This window comes from Enterobacter sp. MEB024 (genome assembly GCF_030209635.1).
GTDB classification, from domain to species: domain Bacteria; phylum Pseudomonadota; class Gammaproteobacteria; order Enterobacterales; family Enterobacteriaceae; genus Enterobacter; species Enterobacter ludwigii.
The window spans coordinates 568,101-593,143 of sequence record NZ_JARVRQ010000002.1 but is presented as its reverse complement, the minus strand read 5'-3'; the positions used below and the strand labels follow the sequence as shown (position 1 = coordinate 593,143).

The window sequence follows — 25,043 nt, the reverse complement described above, 5'->3', positions numbered from 1 at the left end:
GCGCCGGGCATTCTCTCCTTTCAGTACATTGTCCATAGTATTCAGATGGTTATTCTGTAACGAAAAAACTTGATCTGTATCAACATATGACGCATATTGCGTGCGGTTATTTTTTCGGCTCTGGTAAACAGAATGACGTTGTATCAAAAGATGTTGGTTTTTTACGCAATCATGGCTTCTGTCTGTGCATTAATTACCTGGTTCCTCTCTAAAGACCGCAAACGTATCCGACTGCTCAGTGCTTTTCTGGTGGGGTCAACCTGGCCAATGAGCTTTCCCGTTGCGCTGTTGATCTCGCTTTTCTGAAGCACGCTTCCCGTTTTAAAAGATGAACATAGCATTCCAGACACGAAGACTGTATAAATACACAGTGAATCGTTAAAGGAGTGCTTATGAACAGTTTTTACTCGCAGCAGGCCGGCTGCGTTGTGCGCTGGCACGATCTTCCCGGCTCTGGCGATCCTGTGGTGTTTATTCACGGGTTAGGCTGCGCCTCTTCTTATGAATATCCTCGTATCGTCTCTGACGCCCGGTTTGGTGCGCGCAGAGCCATTCTTATCGATCTCCCGGGCAGCGGTTACAGCGACAAACCCGTGCAGTATCGTTATCGCACCAGCGAGCAGGCGCGAGTGGTGGCTGAACTGTTGGACCATCTCAAACTCGATAGCTTCTGGCTATATGGTCATAGTATGGGTGGCAGCATTGCTATCGAGGCAGCAGGACTGATGGCGCCACGCGTAAAAGGGTTGATGGTGTCGGAACCCAATTTTCACGCCGGGGGTGGCATGTTCAGCCGCTCTATTGCTGCACAGACGGAACAACAGTTCCTGGCGCAGGGGTATGATGCGCTGCTCAGTGCGGAAACCTCACCCTGGGCGGGCAGTCTGCAAAGCAATGCGCCGTATGCCGTGTGGCGTGGCGCGTCCAGCCTGGTGGAAGGGGTAGAGCCGGAATGGGAGGTTCAGTTTTTGTCTCTGCGCTGCCCGGTGACGTTGATTTTCGGCGAGTGGTCCCTGCCTGATGATGATGTGGACTCTCTGCAAAAGCGGGGCGTTGAAGTGAAAATCATCCCAGCGGCCGGACACTCCATGTCCTGGGAAAATCCGTCGGCACTGGCGCAGACGTTAGCAGAGTGTATGACCACGACCTGAAAGGATAGCCCGCATCTCTGCGGGCCAGGAACGCTATCGTAACAAATCTTGTAAGGCCTGGCGTGCGGCAGGCTGTACATCGTGCGGGTGGCGGAAATCGATGTTCTCTATTGCCCGGCTATAGAGGGCGACCAGCCAGTCATAGACATACACCGTTGCCGCATGTACGGGTTGTTCTCCCAGACGCGTCAGGCGCGGCGCGGTACTGTTGACCACCGGCGTAACAAAGATTGCCTGGCCTTTACGGATGCGGCTCGCCGGGCGTGCCTCTGCGGGTGTCCGATCGTAGCCCAGCCAGCCAATGAAGTTGCCCATTACGGCATGCAGTTGAGCAGCGCTGCTCTTGTCGGTTTCAACAATGTTCTGTAGCTGCTGTGGCAGGTTCAGTCGGTAGCTGGCCACCACCAGAACGTCGGCAATTTGCTGCAAAACAGCGGGTTCCAGCCCAAGGCGCGCGGCAGTGGCATCGTTGCGGCTCCACTGGCGCAGATGGTTTATCCAGACTTTATGTGCCAGGCGAGCTTTGTCTTTGGTCTGGAATGGGCTGGCGTTCTCCTGGGCATGCTCGGCAAACAGGTCAATGGTATCCGTAAACAGTCCGTTCACCTGCTCCTCGCGGGGCTGCTGAACGGCTAGCAGGGTTTCAAAGGCTTTAAGCGGTGGCAGAAGACCTTCAAGCAGTTCACCGTGGCGGGCGGCGGAGCTTTGCAGAACGCGCACCATGTTTTCGGCCTGAGTTCGTCTGGCGCCGGGTTCCTCAACCAGCGGTGCCAGATACCCCTTCATCAGGGCCGAGAGTTCCTGGCGCAGCATTGCTTTCAGCGTGCTAAGACGCTTCTGCCGCTGAGCGGGTAACGTGGCCTGAGACAACCACTCGATCACGCGCTGCATGCTGTGGCTGTCCAGCGCCTGCAGTGTCCCCCAGCGCACACCCGGTTTGCCCAACAGGTGCTGTACCGTTTCATCAAGGTTCTGACGGGTGGTAAAACGTGCGTCGTGAGGCGTAATCGCCCACACCAGCCCCGGCAGGGCGGATTCTTCAACAGGCTGAGTCTCTTTCACCCAGTTCATCAGTACCCGGGCTTTTTTAGCCGTTTGCTCGTGCTGGGCTGTCGCATTGCAGATAACAAGCACGTCCGGTTGCAGCTGCTGGCGATAATGCTCCAGCAACCACTGGCATTTAGCCTGGTTCAGTGTATCGGCGCTGTTATCTGAAAAGACCGGAATATCAATAATATCGACATTATCCAGGGCGCTGCTTTCGACCGGCAAGACCAGCTCACGCGTCAGGAAGGCGAGCGTATCGACAGGGATACTGATGGCGTTAAGCATCTCGCCGTTGTTCAGCGGATGAAGCAGCGTCTCCTGGGCCTCCGGAAGGGAAAAGGTGCCGTGAGTCAGGAACCCTTCGCCCGGCAGCCCGAAGTTATCGACCAGCAGGCTGAGCGGGGCGGCGAGTTCTCCGGCATGGCTGGTCTGATGCAGGACATGAGCGAGCTTTAACCACTGCTGGGTCAACTCCTGTTGCTCACCCCACAGCAGCGACCAGACGCTGGCTCGCGTGCTGAGATCGAGCGAAGGGACCAGCTGTGCAAACTGATGCCACAGGGCATCATCAATTTGCTGTTTCGCGGCAGGTACTGAGCTTTGCCAGAAGCGGGCGATGGCACCCACGTCCTGAGCCGTAATACCAGGAACGCCCTGCGGCTGGCGCAGGCCACGCCACTTCTCCAGGCGCGTCTCAATGACCGCTTTATCCACGGCGCGGATTTCCGGCTGCAGCGTGGTGCGGGCGATAAACAGCTGCACCAGCTCTGCCTCTGTCACCAGGCTCAGGCGCAGCGGGAACGCCTCATCCATCACCTCTGTATTTCCGCGGGTGAACCGCACGGCCATGTTGGTCAGGGCATGTCCCGGATTAATGTGCGAAAAATAGTCAAATGTACGCTGGCCTGGCGTAACGTTCAGGCGGCCATTACCGCTGCCGCACAGCGATAAAAGCAGATGCGCTTTAGCACTCTGAGAATGACCGTAAAGTCCAATACTGCCCGGGCGTGACAGGGCGCGGTCAATGGTCTGCTCCCGTGCCTGCGTCGCGTTGATGCGCGCAAGAAGGGCATCGGCCTCGTTATCCAGCACAGGGGCGTTCAGGCGCGTCTCATTTATCCACCCGATTAAGGCCTGAGTGGTGGTCATCGTCGCAGTCATTTCAGGTATACGCTCCCGCTGTCGATCCAGTAGTGGCTGCCGCTATGACGGCGATCGGCCAGAGTATTCAGTTTGAAGGTTAAAGCATCAGGCGGAACCGGCGTCCCGTCCTGCAACCAGGCATCGCTCAGCGCGAAGGATTCAGGCCCTTCATGCTTATTGCCGCCGCAAAGTTTGAGCCGCACGTTCAGCACGCCGTCACCCGCAATCGCTTTGGCCAGTTCGGCCGAGTTGATGCTAAGCGTATAGAGCGGCGTTGCCGGCCAGCGCGCGTTCGCCAGCTGGCGGAAACCGAGCGTCACATTTCCGCGCAGCGGGAAGTGCAGACGGGCGTCGAGTTTCGCACCCGGTTTATCCAGGTCGATATCCTGATACCAGACGTTTTCTTCACGCAGGGTGTTTACTGTGTTATCCAGGACGCCCAGATAGCGAACAGTCGAATATGCACCGATATCCGCGGCTTTAAAGTTAAAGCGCGGCAGTCGCAGGTCAAGCGCCAGGCTGCAAAGCATCGCGCCGACGGCGGCGGTCGATTTTGGATTACCAATGCGTCCTTGCTGGCTGAACGGGTACCATTCATGAACCTGGTATTTATCCAGCCAGACGATGCGATTAACCGGCACCGGCTGCAGGTGGCGAATAAGCGCCTGAACGCCAGGCAGGCAGCCCGGACGCCCCGTGATCAGCAGAATATCGCAGCTGTAATGTGAAATGGCCTCGCACACCGCATGCAGGGGTGACGCCAGCGTGAACTGGCCTGCCAGCATCGCATCCTGCATTTCACGGAAATTCACGTGCAGCGGAACGGCAAACAGATCGAAGGCCTCTGAACCTGCCGGCAAGGCATGATCGACGGCCTGTTGCAGATAATTCATCACGTTGCGGGTCGGTTTCTGCGACAGCAAATCGCCAAAGGTGGCATGCAAGCCTGCCATCGGATCGTCGATGTCGCTGGATTCCCACGCGGCAAGGATGGCGTGACCAATCGGCATAAAGAGCTGAAGCGCCGTTTGCTGGCGCAATACCGCCTGAGTATCGATACGTCCTGAGTCACCAAACAGCGAGGCCATCAGCAGAGAGGCATCGGCGATACCGGACTTCTGCAGCTGGGTTTGCAGGGCGGGTAACACATAGCGCTGGATGACGTCCAGCAGGGTGTCGTCACCGGCCACTTTAAACCCTTCACGGAACAGCAGCTGCGGCGTGATTTTGACGTTGTTACCGGAGCCGTCATCCAGCTGATAATGGGTGATCGCCATGTCGGTTGTGCCACCGCCAATGTCGATAGAGGCGACACGCAGCGAGCGCCCCGGCTGAACGCCTGGTTCAGGTTCACGATCCGGGCGGGCGAGGGAGGCGAAGAACGCTTCCGTCTGACCACCAAAATGTGAGATTGCTTCGTTATACAGCCACACCAGTTGACCACAGCTGGCCTCGTCCCACTCCATCTGGATTGCAGGTACCGGCACCACGCTTTTTTCCTGGTGCTTACGGGTGGCAAAATCGTCGTCCTGCGGGTGCCAGCCCATCGCTTTCCAGACGATAGCGATCGCTTCGAACATGCGGCGACGGAAGATCTCGCGTTCCTGCTTCGGCATCGCCGAGGGCAGGGTCAGGATCAGCGTACGCAGCTGGCGTGGCGAGGCCGGAAAGCCCAGACGCAGGCGCGTGGCAACGCTGTTGATCTGCCCCAGCGCCTGTGCCAGCAGTTCGCACAGCATATGCGTCATCAGCGTGCTGCGGCTGTACTGCGGGGAGAAAACCGGCAGTCGCTCGTCCTGCGGCAGCGTAAAGAGCGGTTCACCGTCATCGTTCATCAGGTTCATCAGCGGGAACGCGGTCGCCAGCGGTTCGCGCTGGGTTTTGCTGTTCATCTGGCTAAAGCGCCAGTCCTGGACCACCGGGGTTTCATCCCACAGGTAGCGACGCGGGCTGGAGATACCGCTGTTACCTTCCGTGCCCAGACGGCGCGTAGCCAGTTTGCGGGCTTCATCGCCCACGCGGACAATAGACGGCCAGACAAAGGCATCTTCACGCCCACTTTCCACCGAGAAGTGCTGCTTGCCAAAACGCGCTTCTGAAAACTCCAGACGACTGGTAAACAGCGGCTCATTGAGGAACTGTGGTTCGCTTAACGAGCGCACCTGCAGTTCGGCCGTCTGGCGCAGACCGTCGTTCGCATCACCGTGATCTTCAATAATAACGCCGCAGGTATGGGTATTCCCGACGTCGAGGATCAGGTCGACCGGAATAGCCGGCGTACTGAGGGTATGGGTGACAAATTTCACTTCCGGCACGGTAAGCTGTTCACCGAGCATGGACAGCAGGTTGAGCCAGTGTGCCTGGTACTCAAAGCTGCGCATTGCCTGCTGCAGGTCGCGTTCCGCGCGGTTTTCAACGTCGGTCGCATAGTGGGTAAACGCCTCGCGCAGCCAGCCGTCAATCCAGGTCTGGTCGAGGAAGCTTTCCACCTCATCGTCACGCCATGCCAGTCCGAAACGGGTGCCGTTGAGAATGTCATTTTCAACCGGGGACAGCGCGGCAGTAGCATGCTCTGCAATCTGGCTGTCGAGAGCGAGCGTGACGCGGTGTGTATTACCTGCCGCATCAGGCGTTTCAAGTTTACGCACCTGGACGCGCGCCCAGTTATCCGGCCCGTCAACAAAGGTACGTGGCGGATTGAAGCGCAGGAAGGGAATGGGAAGCCAGACACCATCCAGCACCGTCAGGGACTGATGCAGTGGGATCGTGGTTTCCGGTTTCACCACTTCAGGCTGTCCGCCGTTCAATCCCGGCAGCGTGTAACGCCCGTTGACGAGATCGAAATCGAGACGCAGAAGCGGACCGTTGGCGGTTTTACGTACGAAGCGCCCGTTGCTGGCGGTGTCCTGCGGAGTCAGGCCAAAATCGAGGAATTGCACGCCGCTGTTGGCAATAAGCGTGACGCTCTGTTTATAGTCGCAAAGATTTACCAGCATAGGGTCAGGCACCTGCTTTCTTGAACGTCAGTGGAACGACGGTTTTGGCATCATAACGGGCATTACATTCAGCGACATCGCTGGTACCTGCTTTGCAGGCAACTTCCGGCATCGGGTAGCGTGAACCGTCTGTGCAGCGGGCATTACCGCGACTCTTAATCATCAGTTCGCCATTGCTGTGCAGCCCGGAGAAAACCTCCACGCGGCAGACAACATTGTCACCGTGAACAACACGAGCGAAGCCTTTATTGTTCTGGATCTGATAGCGCAGCGACGGTGGTTTGCCGGTAATCGGATCTTTCACGTCGAGGATCGCACGCCATGTTCCGTTCAGAAAACGCGTCGACCCCGCTTTCACCTGGTTTGCTTCCATGACCATGGCGTCTTTCGGGATCGCCGCAATCACAACCGGTGCAGGCGCTGGGGCGGCAACGGATGCCGGCTCTTTTTCTTTGCTCGCGACCACCTCTGCCTGATGCAGCGGTAATTTCATCGGCAGTGGCTCAACGGCTTTAATCGGCTTTGGCGCAATGGCGACAGGTTCAGGGGCAACGACAGCCACTGGCTCGGCAGAAGGGGCCTGTTTTGGCCACAGCAACGGGGTGGCAATCGCGGCAACGATCACGGCGGCAACCGGAAGCGTCCACAGGGGAACGCGGCGTTTTTTGGCTACGATCGCAGGCTCTGGCTCGGGTTCTTCCACAGGCGGCACAATGACCGGCGCAGGCTCAGGCGTATACAGTTCGTCCGGCGTGATGCGCACCACCGTGGCCGGGGCGATCAGCGGCTCATCGGCCTGTTCAAAGGTCAGGACTGGGGTCGGTTCCGGCTCGGGTTCAGGGTCTTCAATGACAATCGGGGCTGGCTCAGGGATCAGCGATTCACGTAAACAGTCGAGTACGTCGTCACGTGCATTCTCATTGAGGTTTACAAACCCCCAGAAGCTTATGACCGGCTTTCCATCAACCAGGAAAAGGAAATTTTCGCCGGGAAACTGAAATGCTTTCGACAGCAGGGAGCCGAAAAGCTGTTGCGTTGTTTTTGGCGACTGCAGGCATTTCTTACTCAGCGATTCAACGCTGGCCAGCGTATTTTCCAGATAGCGAAGGGCGCGATAACGATCGTCTTCGTTCGCCGCTTTCCAGCTGGTTACACAACCGTCGACCGGCGAATACCAGTCGACACGGTCGCCACCATCATTGACCTGCGGAATAGCCAGACAGTCGACAATCGCCTGTTGTTTGCGTAACCGGAGCGCTTCCCGGATTTGTAACGCTGATTCAAAAACGGCTTGTCCGCCGCCGCCAACGGCCTGAAAGTCATCCAGATTACCGCTGCGTAAAAGAGTTTTTGCCACGATTTGATCCCATATACTTCTTCACACCTTTACTTTAACGAAATCGGGAAGCAACCAAACGGAGGAAGAGACGCCAAAAGGGACGATTTCTTGTGGCATAGAAAGGTGCGGTTGTGCTTGACGAATAATGGCACTTAAGGCAAATCAACCTCTGGCACACTGGCTGTAAAACCAGCGGAAAACGTTGCTTTAGAATAACCTGATAGTGATTCGTTATTTGCCAGGTTATAGCGGCTGTGCTGTTATTACAGTCCAATATAATAAAACTGCCAGGGTTATAACCATGTCTACAGGGAAAACGCTGCTCGCTCTCGCACTGAGCACTCTCTTACCAGCAGGTGCCGCATGGGCGGCGAATAATGACACCATCATTTATTGCTCTGAAGCATCACCGGAGTCTTTCAACCCGCAGATCGCCAGCTCAGGCCCGTCATTCGTGGCCAGCTCTCAGGTCCTGTATAACCGCCTGATCAATTTCGACCCGGTGAAAAACACTCCGGTACCGTCGCTGGCAGAGTCCTGGACAATTTCCCCGGACGGTAAGACTTATACCTTTACGCTGCGTAAAGGGGTCAAGTTCAACAGCAATAAATACTTCAAGCCGACCCGTGATTTTAATGCGGATGACGTTATTTTTTCCGTCATGCGTCAGAAAGACCCTAAGCATCCTTATCACAATGTCTCGCAAGGTAATTACGAATACTTTAATGACGTAGGCCTGGACAAGCTGATTCAGGACGTCAAAAAGGTTGATGATTATCACGTGCAGTTTACGCTGAGCGAACCAAACGCCGCATTCCTTGCTGACTGGGGGATGGATTTCGCCTCTATTCTTTCCGCTGAATACGCTGACGCGATGCTGAAAAAAGGGACGCCTGAGAATGTCGATACCTGGCCGATTGGTACCGGGCCGTACGTTCTGCAGCAGTACAAAGTGGATTCGCTGATCCGCTACGTCGCTAACCCGAACTACTGGGAAGGTGCGGTTCCGACGAAACATCTTATTTTCTCCATCACGCCAAACGTAGAAACGCGTCTGGCGAAGCTGCAGACCAACGAATGCCAGATCATTCCGGCGCCGTCACCGGTTCAGTTTGATGTTATTAACAAAAATAAAGACCTGAAGCTGCACGCCGTGGAGGCGTTGAACGTGGGGTATCTGGCGTTCAATACCGAGAAAAAACCGTTTGATAACGTGCTGGTGCGTCAGGCCCTGAACTATGCGACGGACAAAAAAGCCATCGTGAATGCGGTCTTTATGGGTTCCGGTACGGTGGCGAAATCACCCATTCCGCCGAATATGCTGGGCTTTAATAACGATCTGAAGGACTACAGCTACGATCCTGAAAAAGCGAAAGCTTTGTTGAAACAGGCCGGTCTGGAGAAGGGCGCGGACGTGACGCTGTGGTCAATGCCTGTGCAGCGTCCGTATAACCCTAACTCGAAGCGTATTGCGGAGATGATCCAGAGCGACTGGGCGAAAGTCGGCGTGAAGGCCAAAATTGTCTCTTACGAGTGGGGCGAGTATCTATCCGGTATGCGTAAAGGGGAGCATGATTCCGCGCTGTTTGGCTGGATGTCCGATAACGGCGACCCGGATAACTTTGCTGATGTACTGCTGGGATGCGACAGCATCAAAACCGGATCGAACGCCGCGCGCTGGTGCGATAAGGGGTATGATGATCTGGTCAAGAAAGCCAAACTGACCAGCAACCCGGGTGAGCGTGCGAAACTCTACAGCCAGGCGCAGGAGATCTTCTATGCTCAGGCACCGTGGATTGCGCTGGCGAACGGCAAAACGTTCTACGCCACCCGCAGCAACGTAACGGGTTACAGCGTGAGCCTGATGGGCAGCGATTTCTCCAAAGCGAAACTGAACTGACATTTTTCCCGGCAGGCACCGCGCCTGCCGGGCATCTGACAAGGAGTGACAATGTCACATTTAAATGAAGTTATCGCCCGTGTCGATACCGCCATCGAAGAGGGAGTGATTAGCCGAATGAATGAACTGCTGATCGAACTGAGCGATGACACAGCGTTAAGCCGTGAAGATCGCTACAGTCAGCAGCAGCGTCTGCGTACCGCGATTGCACATCACGGTAAGCAACATAAAGAAGAGATGGACGCCCGTCAGGAATTGCTGACCAAAGGCGGTACGATACTGTAGCGGTGAGCCGGGGGTCAGAACTGGCGTCTCGCGACCAGCCACGCCCCGACCACCAGCATTACGGCACCGCACACCGGGCCAATCAGCGCGCGCAAGGGGATGCCATTGCTTCTGAGTACGTCCATCACCAGCCCGCCAATCAACTGGCTTGCCACCAGCACGGCGATGGTTGTCGCTGCGCCAACATTTTGATAGCCGCTGATACTGGCAAAAACAAAAAACGACCCTAACAGCCCCGGAATCAACGTCCACCAGCGGATCGTTGAGGCCAGCTCGCTAAATCCGGCGAAGCCCTGTTTTAGCAGCAGAATGCTGACAAACAGCACAATGCCGACCAGCGAATTTAGCAGCATCGCGATAAGAATGGTCGAGGAGGACTGAGTGATGCGCACCATTAAGGTGTTTTGCACCACCAGGCCAATTCCCGCCGCCACCAGAAAAGCCAGCGTCAGAGACTGATTCATGAGATAGCGTCCGGATCGCTGCGCTCATCAAGCTGCAACTGCATAAAGGTCAGATCCAGCCAGCGGCCAAACTTCGTGCCCACCTGCGGCATCTGGCCGGTGGTCACAAAACCGAGCGTCTCATGAAGATGAATAGAGGCCTGGTTTTGCGCCTCAATGCCCGCCACCATGACGTGTTTGCCGAGGGTTCGCGCTTCAATAATCAGCGCGTTCATCAGCGTGCGGCCAATACCTTTGCCCTGATGATCCGGATGAACGTAGACAGAATGCTCTACCGTATGCCGGAAACCGTCAAAGGTGCGCCAGTCGCCAAACGAGGCGTAGCCGGTGATAACGCCATTCTCTTCACTCACCAGCACCGGGTAGCCTGCGAGGGCACGCGCCTCAAACCAGGCAATGCGGTTATCCGTATCGACGGTTTTATCATTCCAGATCGCGGCAGTATGCAACACCGCGTGGTTGTAAATCTCCCCAATAGCGGCGCAGTCTTCTTTGCAGGCATGACGAACGATCATGTTTGAACCTCTGAGTGTGTTGTTCACTATAGTATTACGTTGCGATTACGATATTACACAACTGTACAGACGGATGGCTATGACATAAGCCAGATTTTTTTGTTATCAAAACCGCGTTGAAATGCCGTTCATACACTATAGTATGACGTCATGAATACTATGACAGACACAATGAATCAAAGGATTAGCGCGCGAATTCGCCTTGAACGCGAGTCGCGAGGATGGTCATTAAGCGAGCTTGCTGACCGGGCCGGCGTCTCGCGCGCCATGATCCACAAGATAGAGCGCGGGGACAGCAGCCCGACGGCGACCTTGCTCGCGCGGTTATCCGGCGCGTTTGGCATCAGCATGTCAACGCTGATCGCCAGGGCCGAAATGCAGGAAGGAAAGCTGCTGCGTCTGGAAAACCAGCCCGTCTGGCGTGACCCTCAGACACACTACCTCCGCCGCCACGTTTCACCCCGCACCGATCTGCCCATCGATCTTGTTCAGGTTGAGCTGCCGGCGGGAAGCGATGTCCCTATGCCCGCCTCGTCGTATGCGCTGGCGCGCCAGCTTATCTGGCTGCAGTCTGGCGAACTGGTTTTCCAGGAGGGCGATACCCGTCATGAAATGCGCGCCGGTGATTGCCTGGAACTGGGGCCGCCCAACGACTGCCGGTTCATTAATGAGACGAATGAAACCTGTATCTATCTGGTTGTGCGGCTTAACCAGTCTGGCTCGTAAAGTTAAAGCGTTTACGCCGATCATGAGCCAGGCTCTAATGACATTTGTACCAGAAGGAGTTCCTGATGAATCAATCTGTTTCGCAAAATCGCCGCTGGGTTCTGGCTTCTCGTCCGCACGGTGCGCCGGTCGCGGAGAATTTTCGTCTGGAAGAGCAGCCTGTTCCTGAACCTCAGGCAGGACAGCTTTTGCTGCGCACGGTCTGGCTGTCGCTTGATCCTTACATGCGTGGGCGCATGAGTGATGCACCTTCCTATTCACCGCCAGTGGAAATTGGGGCGGTCATGGTGGGGGGAACGGTCAGTCGCGTTGAGCAGTCAAACCATCCGGACTATACGCCGGGTGAGTGGGTGCTGGGCTACAGCGGCTGGCAGGAGTATGAAATTTCAGACGGCAGCGGCCTGGTGAAACTGGGCGATAATATTTTTCATCCATCGTGGGCGCTGGGCATTCTGGGTATGCCAGGGTTTACCGCCTATATGGGGCTACTGGACATCGGCCAGCCTAAAGCCGGTGAAACGCTGGTGGTTGCGGCGGCGACGGGGCCGGTTGGTGCGACGGTCGGGCAGATCGGTAAAATCAAAGGTTGCCGGGTGATCGGCGTTGCCGGTGGTGCAGAAAAATGCCGCCATGCCGTCGAGGTGCTCGGGTTTGACCAGTGCCTGGATCACCATGCCGATGACTTCGCGGCCCAGCTGGAAAAGGCCTGCCCGAAAGGGATTGATGTCTATTATGAAAACGTCGGCGGGAAAGTTTTTGACGCCGTGTTGCCCTTACTGAACACCTCGGCGCGCGTACCGGTATGTGGTCTGGTGAGCGGTTACAATGCGACGGGTCTGCCGGAAGGGCCGGATCGTTTGCCGTTATTGATGGCGACGATTCTGAAGAAACGGATTCGTATGCAGGGGTTTATCATCGCTCAGGACTACGGCCATCGCATCAAGGAGTTCCAGGATGAGATGGGGCGCTGGGTGCAGGAAGGCAAAATTCACTACCGTGAGCAGGTTACAGATGGCCTGGAGAATGCGCCTGATGCGCTGATTGGCCTTCTTGAAGGAAAAAACTTCGGCAAAGTCGTGATTCGCGTCGCGGGTGACAATAAATAATCTAAAATATGGCGGGGTTTCCCGCCATATTTATTTGTGAAGATACGATATATTGTCTTTAATTAACTGGACATGGCTTTTCGCGCCTTCCGTTCAGATGAGCACGAAAACGAAAAAAATAAATTTTGCATTTCTTGACATTTTTACAGACTTCCCATCACCAGGCATGACGATACAGGATATATCGGAACAGCGTCGTTTATAAAAAACGGCGTTTAAAAATAGCATTAAGTATTAGCTACAGGAATTGAACATGCTTGATTTGGACCATTTAGAAAAAGCGCAAAGGATCAGTCTTACCATGCAAGTCGAACTCAGTTTGAAAGGCGCGTTAATTACAGGCTCACTGAAACCTGGCGCTCGACTGATTACCAAAGAAATTGCTGATAAATTAGGAACCAGTATTACCCCGGTCCGCGAGGCGCTTTTGCGTCTGGTGTCGTCTGGGGCATTACACGCCACGCCAGCCCAGGCGTTTCTGGTTCCTGAGGTCACGCTTGAGCGTTATAACGAGATTAACGCCATCAGAAAACAGCTTGAGCCTATGGCGGTAGCTGCCGCCTGTCAGCATATGACGGAAAATAAGCTGGAGGTGTTGCGCAAGCTATCAGAGACATTCCATGAAGCCATGCGCAACGGGCACGTTCAGCAGGCGCTGCATGCTAACCGCATCTTTCGGTTTACGCTTTATCAGTACGCGGAAATGCCGACACTCAGCGCCTTAATTGAGCAGCTATGGGTGCGTATTGGACCTTGCATGAACTATCTGCATCAGGAGCTTAACGACATCAAGGTGTCGACTTATCACTACGCCGAGCTCCTGTCCGCGCTTGAGCGAAGAGATGTTGATGGCAGTCAGAAGGCGATAGAGACGTTGATTGACGAAGCGAACACGCTTTTACAGCGACAATATTTTAACTGAGAGATTATTTAGCAGAGCGACTATATCCTGCCGCGAATTATATTCCTGGTTAAATACTCCTGATGGCTTATTGCCATCAGGAGCGTTATTCCATTTATAAAAATAATATTCAGCAAAAAAGAATGCTTTTTGCTTACTCGAAGCGATAAGAGACCGACAGACCTACGCCGTAGTTACGGCCCGGTGCAGGTTCGTAATAACGCCCGTTGGATTCATTCACGATAACCGATCCGACATACTCTTTATCGAACAGGTTATCGACGCGACCAAAGACGTCCATTCCCCAGTTACCGTAGTTGAATTTATACCCGGTATTCAGCCCAACCACCGTGTAGGACGGGGCTTTCGCCGTGTTCTCGTCATCCGCCATGATATCGCTCATGTAGCGCACATCCGATCCCGCATACCAGCCTTCTTCCGGCTGCCAGCCAAACGAGGCATAACCCATGTTGCGGGCAATGCCCGGCATACGGTTGCCGTTACAGTCGCCGGTGCTGCACACGTTGGTTCGATAGGTGGCGTCCAGATAGGTCCACGCCATTTTCAGCTTCCAGTTCTCAGCAAACTGCTGATCCAGGGAAACTTCAACCCCCTGACGACGGGTTTTACCGGCGTTTTTATAGCTGGTACGACCGCCAGCGCTGGCATCGACGACAATCTCATCATCCGTATCGGTGCGGAACAGCGCTGCCGTCAGCAGACCATTACCGATACGGGTTTTGCTGCCCACTTCATAGGTATTGTTCGTGGAAGGTTTCAGGCCAATGTTGAGGCCGCCCTGGTTATCCGCACGATAAGAGAGCTCATTGATGGTTGGCGTTTCAAACCCGCGACCTGCCGCAGCATAGAGATTCCACGCATCGGTCACGGCATATTTCACCGAACCGGCCGGGAGCCACTTGTGATAACTTGCGTCACCGCTGTCGTCTCCGTTGCCCGGGGTCACGTAATGGTCGTTGGAGTCAAACCAGACCGAGCTGTAACGGACGCCGGCATCCACGGAGAGTTTCTGCGTTAACTGCCAGCTGGTTTGCAGGTACGGGTCGACGTTCCACATCAGGTTACGTTCGTTACGACGTTTGTCGCCCTTGACGCCGTACTCCGGCACGCCGTTGTTCATCACGAAGTTCTCGTATCCGCGACGATCTTCGCTCATGTTTTCGTAGTTCAGACCGGTGGTAAAGGTGACCGGAACCAGCAGTTCGCCGCGGTGCGTCCAGCGGGTATCGATCCCCTGATAACGGCGCTGCATATCAATCACGCCGCCGGAGTGGGAAGGTCTCAGCTGAGGCTGATAAGGAATTGACTGGTACTGCGTCATTTCACGTTCGCCGGCGTACATCATGACGCTGAGATCGTCCTGGGTGCTGAGCTGACGATCGTAGCGCAGGCCAGCCTGGGTCTGCTTGATGGTCTTACGCGTATTGTATTGATCGCCACGCGGAGACTGGCGAGGGTTGTCATGCCACTCCTGGGCACTCAGTCCACCCGGATCGTTAGCTTTCATGTCCACGCTGTTGAAAATCAGCGTCAGCTTGCTCACGTCATCAATACGAACACCCAGTTTAGCGTTGGCGAGATTCTTCCGCGCGCCGCTGTGGTCGCGATAACCTTTGGTCGTGAAACGGGTAGTGGAAACGGTGTAATCCACATCCCCGGCATGCGTCCCGTCACCCATCGCGCCGGTGGCTTTCATTCCATAGCGCCAGGTACCGTAACTGCCGTAATAGCTGCTGGCCTCGATGGTCGGCGGCTGCTGCCCGGTCTGGGTCGTCATGTTGATCACGCCGCCAGAGGCGTTGCCATAAAGGGCAGAGAAGGGGCCGCGCAGCACTTCTACGCTGTCCACGCTGGAGAGATCGATATTGGAGGTTTGTCCCTGTCCATCCGGCATGGTTGCCGGAATACCGTCGACATACATACGGATACCGCGCACGCCGAAGGTTGAGCGGGCACCAAACCCACGCATCGAAAGCTGGAGATCCTGAGCGTAATTCTGGCGGTTCTGGATCTGCAGCCCCGGCACGCTGCCAAGAGCTTCAGACAGGTTAATGCGTGGCGCAGCATGACGCATATCATCGCCATTCACGACGCTGACCGCCGCCGGGGTATCGAGCTCCGAGATGGTTTGCGGCGTGGCGCTGACGATCATGGTCTGTTCATCGGCACTCATCGCAGTGAGAGGCGCAGAGATAACAGGAACCAGCAGCAGTGGAAGCGTTGCCTTACGGGCAGAAATGATTTTCATGAAATAGACCGGTTATGGAAAAAACGTACCAAATGGAACATGTCCATATATGTTAAATCTTTTGTAAATCTTTTGAAAACTATAACCGCACATTGCGTTAATGAAAGGCCGGGGAGGAAAGAAAAACTCCACATTTAACTCATAAATGATTACTATTCTCATTATAAAGAAGGCAATGCCATGACGTTGCCTGCCGGAAGTGATGTCAGCAGTAAACCCTGTGTTCAAAAAAGGAATTGTTATGTCTTTACGTCATCTGTGCTCGCCGCGCCTGAGTATGTCTCTGCTGTCAGGGGCGTTACTGTTTGCCGGAACCTTCCAGGTTCATGCTGCCGAAGAGATGTTGCGCAAAGCGGTAGGGAAAGGCGCATATGAAATGGCCGTGAGCCAGCAGGAGAATGCGCTGTGGGTCGCGACATCGCAGAGCCGCAAAACGGACAAAGGCGGGATTGTCTATCGCCTTGACCCGGTCACGCTGGACGTGACGCAGGTCATTCATAACGATCTCAAACCCTTCGGTGCCACCCTTGATAATGCCACCCAGACGCTGTGGTTTGGTAACACCATCAACGGCGCGGTAACCGCGATTGATGCCAAAACGGGTGAGGTGAAAGGGCGACTGGTGCTGGATAACCGTCAGCGCAGTGAAACCGTCAAACCGCTGCAGCCACGCCAGCTGGTGGCCGATGACAGCACAAACACCGTTTACATCACCGGCGTAGGCCAGGAGAGCGCGATTTGGGTGGTGGATGGTGCAACGCTGAAGCTGAAAGAGACCATCGGCAGCACCGGTAAATTCAGCACCGGCCTGGCGCTGGATGCGAAGGCAAAACGTCTTTACACCACCAATGCTGATGGCGAACTGGTGACGATTGATACGGCAACCCATAAAATCCTCAGCCGTAAAAAAGTGCAGGACGACGGTAAGGAGCACTTCTACCTGAATCTGAGCCTGGATACCGCCGGACAGCGTGCGTTCGTAACCGACTCAAAGCAGCCGGAAGTGCTGGTGGTGAATCTGAAGGACGGCAGCGTCATCAAGAAAATTGCCGTGCCTGAATCGCTGGCCGTTCTGTTTAACCCGGCGCGCAACGAAGCGTATGTGACACACCGTGAAGCGGGTAAGGTGAGCGTAATCGACGCGAAAACCTACAACGTTACCAAAACCTTCGACACCCCGGTCTACCCGAACAGTCTGGCGCTCTCAGCGGATGGCAAAACCCTGTATGTGACGGTAAAACAAAAATCGACCCGTCAGCAGGAAGCCACCCAGCCTGATGACGTGATTCGTATCACGCTCTAAGTTTCGCTCCTCAACACAAAGAAAAAGGGAAGGCGCAATGCCTTCCCTTTGTATTAACCAGCAGGTCGATATTAACGCGACGTCTCTTCAACCAGCGGGGCGTCGTGTTTGGCATCATCAGGATGAACCGGCGCCGTGCTGTGAATTTCTTGTACGCGTTTACGCACGCCAAACCAGCCGGCAATCAGCAATACGGCCAGCAGAGGAATGGTGGCAATCGTGTAGGTACCGTTCGGGTAATCAAACGCCATCAGCACCAGCACGCTGAACAGGAACAGCAGAGTGAGCCAGGAGGTCACCGGTGCGCCCGGCAGCTTAAAGCTGACTTCAGCGGCTTTGCCTTCTTTGATCGCTTTGCGCAGACGCATCTGGCAGACCACGATAAAGGCCCAGGAGGCGATGATGCCGAGCGCGGCAACGTTCAGCACGATTTCGAATACCTGAGACGGTACCAGGTAGTTCAGGAACACGCCGAAGACATACACCACCAGCGTCGCCAGAATGCCCGCGTAAGGCACATGCTGACGGCTCATCTTCGACATGAATTTCGGCGCCGAACCGCCCATCGACATGGAGCGCAGGATACGACCGGTAGAGTAAAGACCCGAGTTCAGACTGGAGAGCGCAGCCGTCAGCACCACGATATTCATGATGCTGCCAACATAAGGCACGCCCAGTTTAGAGAAGAAGGTCACAAACGGGCTTTGACCCGCCTGATAGGCGTTCCACGGCAGCAGCAGAACCAGCAGCACCACGGAACCAACATAAAAGAGACCGATACGCCAGATAACGCTGTTAATGGCTTTAGGTACCATGGTCTGTGGGTCTTTACATTCACCCGCCGCGGTGCCGACCAGCTCAATGGACGCGAAGGCGAACACCACACCCTGAACCAGCACCAGCGCAGGCAGCAGGCCATGCGGGAAGAAACCGCCGTTATCGGTGATCAGGTGGAAACCGGTGGCATTGCCATCGAGCGGTTTACCGCTACCGAGGAACACTGTACCCACGACCAGGAACACCACGATGGCCAGCACTTTTACCAGCGCGAACCAGAACTCCATCTCCGCGAACCACTTCACGCCGATCATGTTCATGGTGCCGACAATGGCCAGTGCGCCCAGCGCAAACACCCATTGTGGCACATCACCAAACGCGCCCCAGTAGTGCATGTAAAGCGCGACGGCGGTGATATCGACAATACCGGTCATTGCCCAGTTGACGAAGTACATCCATCCAGCAACGTAAGCCGCTTTTTCACCGAGGAATTCACGGGCGTAAGAGACAAAACTGCCGCTGGAAGGGCGATGCAGTACCAGTTCGCCCAATGCACGAAGAATGAAGAAAGAGAAGATCCCGCACACCAGATAGACCAGGGCGAGAGCCGGGCCAGCCATCTGCAGACGAGCGCCAGCACCTAAAAACAGACCCGTTCCGATAGCGCCGCCGATGGCGATCATTTGAACCTGACGGTTGCCCATCGCTTTGTGGTAGCCCTCTTCATGGGAGTTTAACCAGCGACGTTTAGCAGCGTGATGATCGGCTGCGCTTTTATTGCTTGTTTTCATTGAGTTACCTGTTTGCCTGTCTGAACCATTATCGTGATAGTCCTGCCTGGCAGAGTGCAATACAAACGATTGCTTCTGCGCAAACACATGTTGCCTTCCCAGTCATTCTGCGTATGGATAAGGCGAAACATGGCGAGGCATCCTACCTGCAATTCATAAGCGACGCAAAATATAACCGTGCCGAAAGTGATGCACGTCGAAGGAAATCGTGTGGTCAGAGCAGACGGGGATCACAACACGCTGAATAGCGGTGAGTTTTTAGACAAATCCATTAATGAAGTGGTGCTTTAATCATCAGTTTCGCTTAATGATTGCGCAAAGCAACCAGCGCATAACGGCGCCTTTTCTCAACCGCCAAAAACGGCAATCGCCTGTTGCAGGCGGGTCGTGCGCTGCGTCAGATGGTGTGCGGCGTCCGTCACGTTATCCACCATACCGGTATTGTTTTGGGTCATTGTACCGATGCGGGAGATGGACGCGTTAATCAGGGTCAGCGCCTGCGTTTGCTCCTGCGTGGCGTGGCCTATCTCCTTAATCAGAGAAGACATCTCCATGACATTGCCAATCATCACCGTCAGCTGCGATTCAGTTTGCTCGACCTTCTCCACGCCGGCGTTCACGCTGGAAACGTTTTTCTCTATAAGCGTTTTGATCTCTTTGGCCGCGGTGGCAGAGTGCTGGGCAAGGTTGCGGACTTCGGCCGCCACGACCGCAAAACCGCGTCCGGCATCACCCGCACGCGCCGCTTCAACGGCCGCGTTCAGCGCCAGAATATTGGTCTGGAAGGCGATACGATCGATGACGCTGATGATGTCGACGATCTGGCTGTTATCCTGCGACACGGACTGCATCATGCCGATAGTCTCTTTCATCATTGCTTCACCGCGGTGAGCGCTGGTGCGGGTGCGATCTGCCATCAGGATCGCGTCTTTCGCCGTTTCAGCCGTCTGCTGAACCGCGCTGGCAATTTCTTCCACGGCTGAGGCCGTTTGCTGCAGAAAGTCTGCGGTTTCTTCGGTACGTGTCTGTAACGCCATACCTTCTTTCGCCACCTGCTGGCTGATTGTACTTATACCGCTGATTTGCGCACCGACATCGTCCACCAGCGAATGGAGGTTCAGACCCGACTGATTCACCATGCGCATCATCAGGCCGATTTCATCGACGCGGTCAAAATGGTAATAGTCCGCTTTACGTCCTGAAACCACCCGCTGCATTTGCTGGACAATGGATTTAACCGGCTTTGCAATTTGCGCATGAAGATAAACGGCCAGGGCAATAAATAGCAGAGCCAGACCTACAGTCTCAACAATACGATCGGCAAATATAAACAGCTGCAGACAGGCGAGCAGGGCGGTTATCGCAATACCAAGATGGATCCTTTTACTGGTGCTGAGGCGTTTAAACAGCGACGTAAAAGAGAACAGACCGTGGCGAACAAACAGGCCTTTATAAAAGCGGTGATGTTTTAATTCATTATTGCGCACTTTCTCATACCGTTTTTCACTGACAGCAATCTCTTCACGCGAAGGAATATTCCGCACAGAAATATAGCCGGTTAACGTTTCATTCTGATAAACCGGGGTGACGTTTGCGCGCACCCAGTAGTGATCGCCGTTCTGGCGGCGGTTCTTGACTAGCCCCGTCCAGGTCTCACCCTGTTGCAGGGTAAACCACATGTCGCCAAACGCCTCGGCAGGCATGTCGGGATGGCGAATAAGATTATGCGGCTCACCGAGAAGACTCTCTTCTTTATAGCCGCTGGCGTCAATAAAGGCAGAGTTCGCATAGGTAATATGGCTGTGCGTATTGGTGGTCGACATGAGCGTCGAACCTTCGTTAAGTAAATACTCGTTTTGTGTAACGGGAGTGTTATTCCGCATCAGTAACCCCATGGTCATATATCAATAAAAAAGAGCCCGTTAAACATTCAGGCAAGATTGAAAGGTTTGTTTTTATTTTTACTGTCGGCATATTCTCTACGAAAGTTATGCGTTCCGGAATACCCTGTGTTTAGTATTTTTTATTTTTAAATTGCGTTCGATGTAATAAAAATGAAAATATTTATCGGTGCGTTTTTGTAGCACCCTGCAAATAAACGCCATAAGGCAAATTAAAAGCGGGAGATCACTCTTCGACGTAAACTGACCCGCCGAAATAGCGTTTCGTTAACAAGATGAAAACGCTATGCTTTAAGGGTTTTTCTTCAACAGGGGGCAGCAGGGTGAAAGTAAATGTGATTGGCACCAGCGGGAGTGGAAAAAGCACTCTGGCGAAGCGTATCGCCGCAGAACTGGATATTCCTTACATTGAAATGGACCGACTTTACTGGTGTCCGGACTGGCAGGGCACACCGGACGCTATCTTGCTGGAAAAACTGGAGACGACGCTAAAGGCGTCAGCGGAGTGGGTGCTTGATGGCAACTATAACCGTACGCGTCCTGTGAAATGGCGAGACGTGGATCGGGTGGTGTGGGTGGATTATGGGTTCGCCCGAACCCTGTATCAGGCTGTCACCCGAGCGTTCACGCGCGCCTGGCACAAACAGGAACTGTGGCCCGGTACGGGAAACTGTGAGAGTTTTCGTCGCTCATTCTTGAGCCGTGAGTCCATTATTATCTGGACAATCAAAACCTGGCGCAGCAACCGCGCACGTTATGCACGCGATATGGTAGACCCGCAATACGCCCATATTCATTTTGTCCGCATTACCCGCCGCAGTGAGGTGGAAAACCTCATTTCATCGCTTAAGTCACACGCGTAGCATGGATTTATATATCTGATTTCCGGCAAACCAAATGTAAATTAATTGTTTCTCAGAGGTGAAATACGCCTTTAATAATGACGACATGTTAAGTCAAACGAGAACGCAACATGTCCTGGCGAATCAGTATTCTGGATAAAAGCCCCATCGCTGAAAACGAAACGGCTGCCGATGCACTGGCGCGAACCCTGGCGCTGGCACAGCAGGCAGAAAATCTGGGCTATCACCGTTTCTGGATTGCCGAACACCACAACACGCCCCAGCTGGCCAGCCCTTCACCCGAACTGTTAATCGCCTGGATCCTCGGGCAAACCCGGCGTATCCGCGTGGGCTCTGGTGGCGTCATGCTCCAGCACTACAGCCCTTACAAAGTCGCAGAAAATTTCAACCTCCTGGCCGCGCTTGCTCCCGGACGCGTGGATCTGGGCGTCGGGAAAGCCCCAGGCGGCCTGCCGCTCTCCACCCGGGCGCTGCAACAGGGCCTCGATCAACAGCAAAAAGGCAGTTTTGCCGAACAGCTGACACAGCTTCATCACTGGATCCAGCCGGAAAATCAGTCGGTGGACGAGGCCGTTCGCGCGACGCCGCTGCCGCCGGTTCCGGCGCAGGGGTTCTTGCTGGGGGCCAGTACCGAAAGCGCGCTGCTGGCCGCGAAACTTGACTGGCATTTTGTCTTTGCTGCTCACCTGAATGGGGATCCGGCGCTGCTGCGTGAAGTCATCACCACCTGGCGTAACCACAGCGCCCGGGATGCGATTGTGGCGGTGCAGGTCATCGTCGCCCAGTCGCAGGCTGAGGCGGAGGCACTGGCACAACAGGTTGAAGTCTGGGGCGTCGAACTGGCAAATGGGCAGCGCGTCACCGTGGCCAGCGAAGAGCAGGCCTATGCCTTTGCCCGACAGGCCGGCAGCGAGCCGGTGCGCATTGCCCGTCGGGCACAGTCGCTGCTGGCGGGAACAGCCGAATCGGTGCTGGAACAGTTGAACGCCCTGCACGAAAAATGGGGCATTGATGAATTCATTATTGATACCCCCGTTGCGGATGGCGTAACGCGACTACAGTCCCTGCGTCTGCTGGCGCAGGCGAAGCTTAACAAGGAGGTCGCCGTATGCGTTTTGACGAACAACTGATTGCCTGGCGCCGGGAGCTGCACCAGAACCCGGAGCTGTCCGGCCAGGAGGTCGAAACGACCGCTCGCCTGCGTCAGTGGCTGACGACGGCTGGCATTACGCCGCTGCCTTATGCGCTTCAGACCGGTGTGGTGGCCGAAATCGGCACGGGGAAAAAGCTGATCGCGCTGCGGGCCGATATTGACGCCTTGCCCATTGAAGAGCGCAGCGGCGTGCCGTTTAGTTCACAGCGTGCGGGTGTGATGCATGCCTGCGGACACGATATTCATACCAGTGTGATCCTCGGGGCGGCGTTAAAACTTAAAGAGCGTGAAGCGTCTTTAAACGGGCGCGTGCGGATCCTCTTTCAGCCGGCTGAAGAGAACTTTGGCGGCGCGAAAAGTATGGTGCGGGCCGGTGCCTTACGTGATGTCAGTGCCATCTTCGGGATGCATAACGAGCCGGGGCTGCCGGTCGGGGAATTTGCCACCCGCGGTGGGCCGTTCTACGCCAACGTCGACCGGTTTGTTATCCGAATTACCGGTAAAGGCGCGCATGCTGCACGTCCGCATGAAGGTAACGACGCCATCGTGCTGGCGAGCCAGCTGGTAACGGCGTTGCAGAGCGTTGCCAGCCGCAACGTCAACACGCTTGATTCCGTGGTGCTTAGCGTCACGCGCATTACCGGGGGCAATACCTGGAACGTCCTGCCGGAAAGCGTTGAACTGGAAGGCACGCTTCGCACCCACCGCGTGGAAGTGCAGCAGAATGTGAAAGCACGCGTCGGCGAAATTGCCGCCGGGTTTGCCAGCGCGTTTAGCGCGCAGATCGACATCACCTGGTACGCCGGGCCTACCGCGTTGGTCAATGACGCGCACTGGGCCGAATTTGCCACCGCCGTTGCAAGAGAATCTGGGTATGAAACGCAGCACGCCGAGCTGCATATGGGCGGGGAAGATTTCGCGGTGTATCTGCAGCAGATCCCCGGGGCGTTTGTCAGCATCGGCAGCGCCAGTCCGTTCGGTTTACATCACCCGGCCTTCAACCCGGATGAAGCATTAATTGAGCCCGCTGCCCGCTATTTTGCACAGCTTGCGGAAAAAGCCCTGCAACACGTTTAATTCTGAAGAGGTGAATATGTCTGCAACCCGACAACTGCGGCTGGGAACCATTTTGCATGGTGCTTCTGGAAATATGTCTGCCTGGCGCCATCCGGCGGCGGTCGCCGATGCCAGCATTAATTTTGATTTTGTAAAAGCCACGGCGTTAAAAGCCGAAGAGGGGAAGCTTGATTTTTTATTCGTCGCCGACGGCCTCTATATTAACGAGAAATCCATTCCGCATTTCCTAAACCGGTTTGAGCCGTTAACGGTCTTGTCCGCACTGGCAAGTCTGACGTCGCGCCTCGGTCTGGTCGGTACCTTATCGACCTCCTACAGCGAACCGTTTACCGTGGCGCGCCAGTTTGCCAGCCTGGATCATTTGAGCAACGGACGCGCAGGCTGGAACGTGGTGACCTCACCGCTCGAGGGGTCGGCGAAAAACTTCTCGCGCGAGAAACACCCTGAACATGCGCTGCGCTACCGGATAGCGGATGAATACCTCGACGTGGTGAAAGGACTCTGGGATTCCTGGGAGGGGGATGCCTTTGTGCGCAACAAAGAGAGCGGGCAGTTCTTTGACCCGGCAAAACTGCATACGCTTGATCATCACGGCGATTTCTTCCAGGTGGCCGGCCCGCTCAATATTGGCCGCACGCCGCAGGGACGCCCGATTGTTTTTCAGGCAGGTGCATCGGATGACGGAAAAAAACTGGCCGCGAAACATGCTGACGCCATTTTTACCCATCATGAAACGTTAGAGGAAGCCAAAGCGTTTTATCGCGACGTGAAACACCAGCTTGAATCGAATGGCCGCAGGGCATCGGACTTACATATTTTTCAGGGCGTCAGCGTGATTGTTGGCAAAGACGCGGAGGACGTGGAGAACCAGTATCAGACAACCGCGGCTCTGGTGTCGATTAACGATGCCCTGAATTACCTCGGCCGTTATTTCGAACATCACGATTTCAGCCAGTACCCGCTCGACGAGCCGTTCCCGGACATCGGTGAACTGGGCAAAAACAGTTTTCGCAGCACGACCGATGAAATTAAGCGTAATGCTCGCGAACGCAACTTAACCCTGCGTCAGGTTGCACTCGAAGCGGCATCCCCGCGCCCGCGCTTTTCCGGTACGCCGGAGCAGGTGGCAGACGGTCTGCAGGGCTGGTTTGAGGCATTCGCCGCGGACGGCTTCATTATTCAGGGTGGAACGCCGGACACGTTCCCGCGTTTTGTTGACCAGGTTGTCCCGGTGTTACAGGCCCGCGGGTTATTCCGCACCGACTATCCCGGCACTACGCTGCGCGACAGTCTGGGTTTAGACGAACCGAAAAACCAGTTCACACAACAATAATAG

The 25,043-nt window shown here is 55.1% G+C and carries 20 protein-coding genes; 12 read left to right on the top strand and 8 right to left on the bottom strand.

Going from position 1 to position 25,043, the window contains the following annotated elements; translation table 11 throughout:
* Window positions 1–132 precede the first annotated feature (132 nt).
* A complete protein-coding gene (locus QRN24_RS04985) occupies window positions 133–306 on the top strand; it encodes a GhoT/OrtT family toxin (RefSeq protein WP_032670341.1) in 174 nt (57 codons plus the stop codon).
* 86 nt (window positions 307–392) lie between these two features.
* Window positions 393–1,151 carry an alpha/beta fold hydrolase gene (locus QRN24_RS04980; RefSeq protein ID WP_044857706.1) on the top strand — a complete coding sequence of 253 codons (759 nt, stop codon included), beginning with the start codon at window positions 393–395 and terminating at the stop codon, window positions 1,149–1,151.
* 33 nt (window positions 1,152–1,184) lie between these two features.
* Here QRN24_RS04980 and QRN24_RS04975 read toward each other — a convergent pair whose 3' ends face one another.
* Genes QRN24_RS04975 through QRN24_RS04965 form a run of 3 tightly spaced genes read right to left on the bottom strand, consistent with a single transcriptional unit; the run spans window position 1,185 to window position 7,694 of the window.
* Window positions 1,185–3,359 carry a virulence factor SrfC family protein gene (locus QRN24_RS04975; protein ID WP_284942429.1) on the bottom strand — a complete coding sequence of 725 codons (2,175 nt, stop codon included), beginning with the start codon at window positions 3,357–3,359 and terminating at the stop codon, window positions 1,185–1,187.
* Window positions 3,356–6,337 (bottom strand): virulence factor SrfB, encoded by a 2,982-nt coding sequence (locus QRN24_RS04970; protein ID WP_063156463.1) that lies wholly within the window; start codon window positions 6,335–6,337, stop codon window positions 3,356–3,358. The genes QRN24_RS04975 and QRN24_RS04970 overlap by 4 nt, the downstream gene beginning before the upstream one ends.
* Window positions 6,338–6,341: 4 nt before the next feature.
* The gene (locus QRN24_RS04965; RefSeq protein WP_284942428.1) at window positions 6,342–7,694 is read right to left on the bottom strand and encodes an SrfA family protein; all 1,353 of its coding nucleotides are present in this window, start codon (window positions 7,692–7,694) and stop codon (window positions 6,342–6,344) included.
* A gap of 283 nt (window positions 7,695–7,977) precedes the next feature.
* Here QRN24_RS04965 and QRN24_RS04960 point away from each other — a divergent pair, with 283 nt between their 5' ends.
* A complete protein-coding gene (locus tag QRN24_RS04960; protein ID WP_025204114.1) occupies window positions 7,978–9,576 on the top strand; it encodes an ABC transporter substrate-binding protein in 1,599 nt (532 codons plus the stop codon).
* Window positions 9,577–9,627: 51 nt separating this feature from the next.
* Window positions 9,628–9,861: a YdcY family protein gene (locus QRN24_RS04955; protein ID WP_049023144.1), complete on the top strand. Its 234-nt coding sequence runs from the start codon at window positions 9,628–9,630 to the stop codon at window positions 9,859–9,861.
* Window positions 9,862–9,875: 14 nt separating this feature from the next.
* Here the strand turns inward: QRN24_RS04955 and QRN24_RS04950 are convergent, their stop codons facing one another.
* Entirely contained in the window at window positions 9,876–10,325 is a 450-nt protein-coding gene (locus tag QRN24_RS04950; RefSeq protein WP_014170257.1) for a DMT family transporter, read from the bottom strand.
* The gene (locus QRN24_RS04945; RefSeq protein WP_284942427.1) at window positions 10,322–10,840 is read right to left on the bottom strand and encodes a GNAT family N-acetyltransferase; all 519 of its coding nucleotides are present in this window, start codon (window positions 10,838–10,840) and stop codon (window positions 10,322–10,324) included. The genes QRN24_RS04950 and QRN24_RS04945 overlap by 4 nt, the downstream gene beginning before the upstream one ends.
* Before the next feature lie 150 nt (window positions 10,841–10,990).
* Here QRN24_RS04945 and QRN24_RS04940 point away from each other — a divergent pair, with 150 nt between their 5' ends.
* From QRN24_RS04940 to QRN24_RS04930, 3 genes are all read left to right on the top strand, one after another.
* Entirely contained in the window at window positions 10,991–11,566 is a 576-nt protein-coding gene (locus tag QRN24_RS04940; protein ID WP_044858780.1) for a helix-turn-helix domain-containing protein, read from the top strand.
* Window positions 11,567–11,631: 65 nt separating this feature from the next.
* The gene (gene curA / locus QRN24_RS04935; protein ID WP_284942426.1) at window positions 11,632–12,672 is read left to right on the top strand and encodes an NADPH-dependent curcumin/dihydrocurcumin reductase; all 1,041 of its coding nucleotides are present in this window, start codon (window positions 11,632–11,634) and stop codon (window positions 12,670–12,672) included.
* Between the two features lie 253 nt (window positions 12,673–12,925).
* Entirely contained in the window at window positions 12,926–13,594 is a 669-nt protein-coding gene (locus QRN24_RS04930; RefSeq protein ID WP_020884031.1) for a GntR family transcriptional regulator, read from the top strand.
* A gap of 133 nt (window positions 13,595–13,727) precedes the next feature.
* On the opposite strand, the gene pqqU is transcribed toward QRN24_RS04930, so the two are convergent.
* The gene (gene pqqU / locus QRN24_RS04925) at window positions 13,728–15,842 is read right to left on the bottom strand and encodes a TonB-dependent receptor PqqU (RefSeq protein ID WP_284942425.1); all 2,115 of its coding nucleotides are present in this window, start codon (window positions 15,840–15,842) and stop codon (window positions 13,728–13,730) included.
* A gap of 241 nt (window positions 15,843–16,083) precedes the next feature.
* Here pqqU and yncE point away from each other — a divergent pair, with 241 nt between their 5' ends.
* Window positions 16,084–17,145, top strand: coding sequence for a 7-bladed beta-propeller protein YncE (gene yncE / locus QRN24_RS04920; protein WP_047366413.1), 1,062 nt, complete (start codon window positions 16,084–16,086; stop codon window positions 17,143–17,145).
* Between the two features lie 71 nt (window positions 17,146–17,216).
* On the opposite strand, the gene ansP is transcribed toward yncE, so the two are convergent.
* Both ansP and QRN24_RS04910 read right to left on the bottom strand, forming a co-directional pair.
* On the bottom strand, window positions 17,217–18,713 hold the full coding sequence (gene ansP / locus QRN24_RS04915) for an L-asparagine permease (protein WP_020884034.1): 1,497 nt from the start codon (window positions 18,711–18,713) through the stop codon (window positions 17,217–17,219).
* A gap of 347 nt (window positions 18,714–19,060) precedes the next feature.
* Entirely contained in the window at window positions 19,061–20,596 is a 1,536-nt protein-coding gene (locus QRN24_RS04910; RefSeq protein ID WP_025204119.1) for a methyl-accepting chemotaxis protein, read from the bottom strand.
* A 341-nt stretch (window positions 20,597–20,937) separates the two neighbouring features.
* Here QRN24_RS04910 and QRN24_RS04905 point away from each other — a divergent pair, with 341 nt between their 5' ends.
* The 4 genes from QRN24_RS04905 to QRN24_RS22790 all read left to right on the top strand — a co-directional run bounded on the left by QRN24_RS04905 (window position 20,938) and on the right by QRN24_RS22790 (window position 25,040).
* Complete coding sequence (locus tag QRN24_RS04905) at window positions 20,938–21,477, top strand: AAA family ATPase (protein WP_025204120.1); 540 nt, start codon at window positions 20,938–20,940, stop codon at window positions 21,475–21,477.
* Window positions 21,478–21,587: 110 nt separating this feature from the next.
* Complete coding sequence (locus QRN24_RS04900) at window positions 21,588–22,607, top strand: LLM class flavin-dependent oxidoreductase (protein ID WP_032678238.1); 1,020 nt, start codon at window positions 21,588–21,590, stop codon at window positions 22,605–22,607.
* The gene (locus QRN24_RS04895) at window positions 22,586–23,707 is read left to right on the top strand and encodes an amidohydrolase (protein ID WP_020884038.1); all 1,122 of its coding nucleotides are present in this window, start codon (window positions 22,586–22,588) and stop codon (window positions 23,705–23,707) included. Before QRN24_RS04900 ends, QRN24_RS04895 begins: the two co-directional genes overlap by 22 nt.
* Window positions 23,708–23,723: 16 nt before the next feature.
* Complete coding sequence (locus QRN24_RS22790) at window positions 23,724–25,040, top strand: LLM class flavin-dependent oxidoreductase (RefSeq protein WP_020884039.1); 1,317 nt, start codon at window positions 23,724–23,726, stop codon at window positions 25,038–25,040.
* Window positions 25,041–25,043 lie beyond the last annotated feature (3 nt).

What these genes read in the sequence shown, in the direction of transcription:
- QRN24_RS04930 (WP_020884031.1), top strand. Translation starts at nt 12,926, where the DNA reads ATGCTTGATTTGGACCATTTAGAAAAAGCGCAAAGGATCAGTCTTACC.
- QRN24_RS22790 (WP_020884039.1), top strand. Translation starts at nt 23,724, where the DNA reads ATGTCTGCAACCCGACAACTGCGGCTGGGAACCATTTTGCATGGTGCT.
- QRN24_RS04910 (WP_025204119.1), bottom strand. Translation starts at nt 20,596, where the DNA reads ATGCGGAATAACACTCCCGTTACACAAAACGAGTATTTACTTAACGAA.
- ansP (WP_020884034.1), bottom strand. Translation starts at nt 18,713, where the DNA reads ATGAAAACAAGCAATAAAAGCGCAGCCGATCATCACGCTGCTAAACGT.
- QRN24_RS04950 (WP_014170257.1), bottom strand. Translation starts at nt 10,325, where the DNA reads ATGAATCAGTCTCTGACGCTGGCTTTTCTGGTGGCGGCGGGAATTGGC.
- QRN24_RS04980 (WP_044857706.1), top strand. Translation starts at nt 393, where the DNA reads ATGAACAGTTTTTACTCGCAGCAGGCCGGCTGCGTTGTGCGCTGGCAC.
- yncE (WP_047366413.1), top strand. Translation starts at nt 16,084, where the DNA reads ATGTCTTTACGTCATCTGTGCTCGCCGCGCCTGAGTATGTCTCTGCTG.
- QRN24_RS04955 (WP_049023144.1), top strand. Translation starts at nt 9,628, where the DNA reads ATGTCACATTTAAATGAAGTTATCGCCCGTGTCGATACCGCCATCGAA.
- QRN24_RS04900 (WP_032678238.1), top strand. Translation starts at nt 21,588, where the DNA reads ATGTCCTGGCGAATCAGTATTCTGGATAAAAGCCCCATCGCTGAAAAC.
- QRN24_RS04940 (WP_044858780.1), top strand. Translation starts at nt 10,991, where the DNA reads ATGAATACTATGACAGACACAATGAATCAAAGGATTAGCGCGCGAATT.
- QRN24_RS04985 (WP_032670341.1), top strand. Translation starts at nt 133, where the DNA reads ATGACGTTGTATCAAAAGATGTTGGTTTTTTACGCAATCATGGCTTCT.
- QRN24_RS04970 (WP_063156463.1), bottom strand. Translation starts at nt 6,337, where the DNA reads ATGCTGGTAAATCTTTGCGACTATAAACAGAGCGTCACGCTTATTGCC.
- pqqU (WP_284942425.1), bottom strand. Translation starts at nt 15,842, where the DNA reads ATGAAAATCATTTCTGCCCGTAAGGCAACGCTTCCACTGCTGCTGGTT.
- QRN24_RS04960 (WP_025204114.1), top strand. Translation starts at nt 7,978, where the DNA reads ATGTCTACAGGGAAAACGCTGCTCGCTCTCGCACTGAGCACTCTCTTA.
- QRN24_RS04945 (WP_284942427.1), bottom strand. Translation starts at nt 10,840, where the DNA reads ATGATCGTTCGTCATGCCTGCAAAGAAGACTGCGCCGCTATTGGGGAG.
- curA (WP_284942426.1), top strand. Translation starts at nt 11,632, where the DNA reads ATGAATCAATCTGTTTCGCAAAATCGCCGCTGGGTTCTGGCTTCTCGT.
- QRN24_RS04975 (WP_284942429.1), bottom strand. Translation starts at nt 3,359, where the DNA reads ATGACTGCGACGATGACCACCACTCAGGCCTTAATCGGGTGGATAAAT.
- QRN24_RS04895 (WP_020884038.1), top strand. Translation starts at nt 22,586, where the DNA reads ATGCGTTTTGACGAACAACTGATTGCCTGGCGCCGGGAGCTGCACCAG.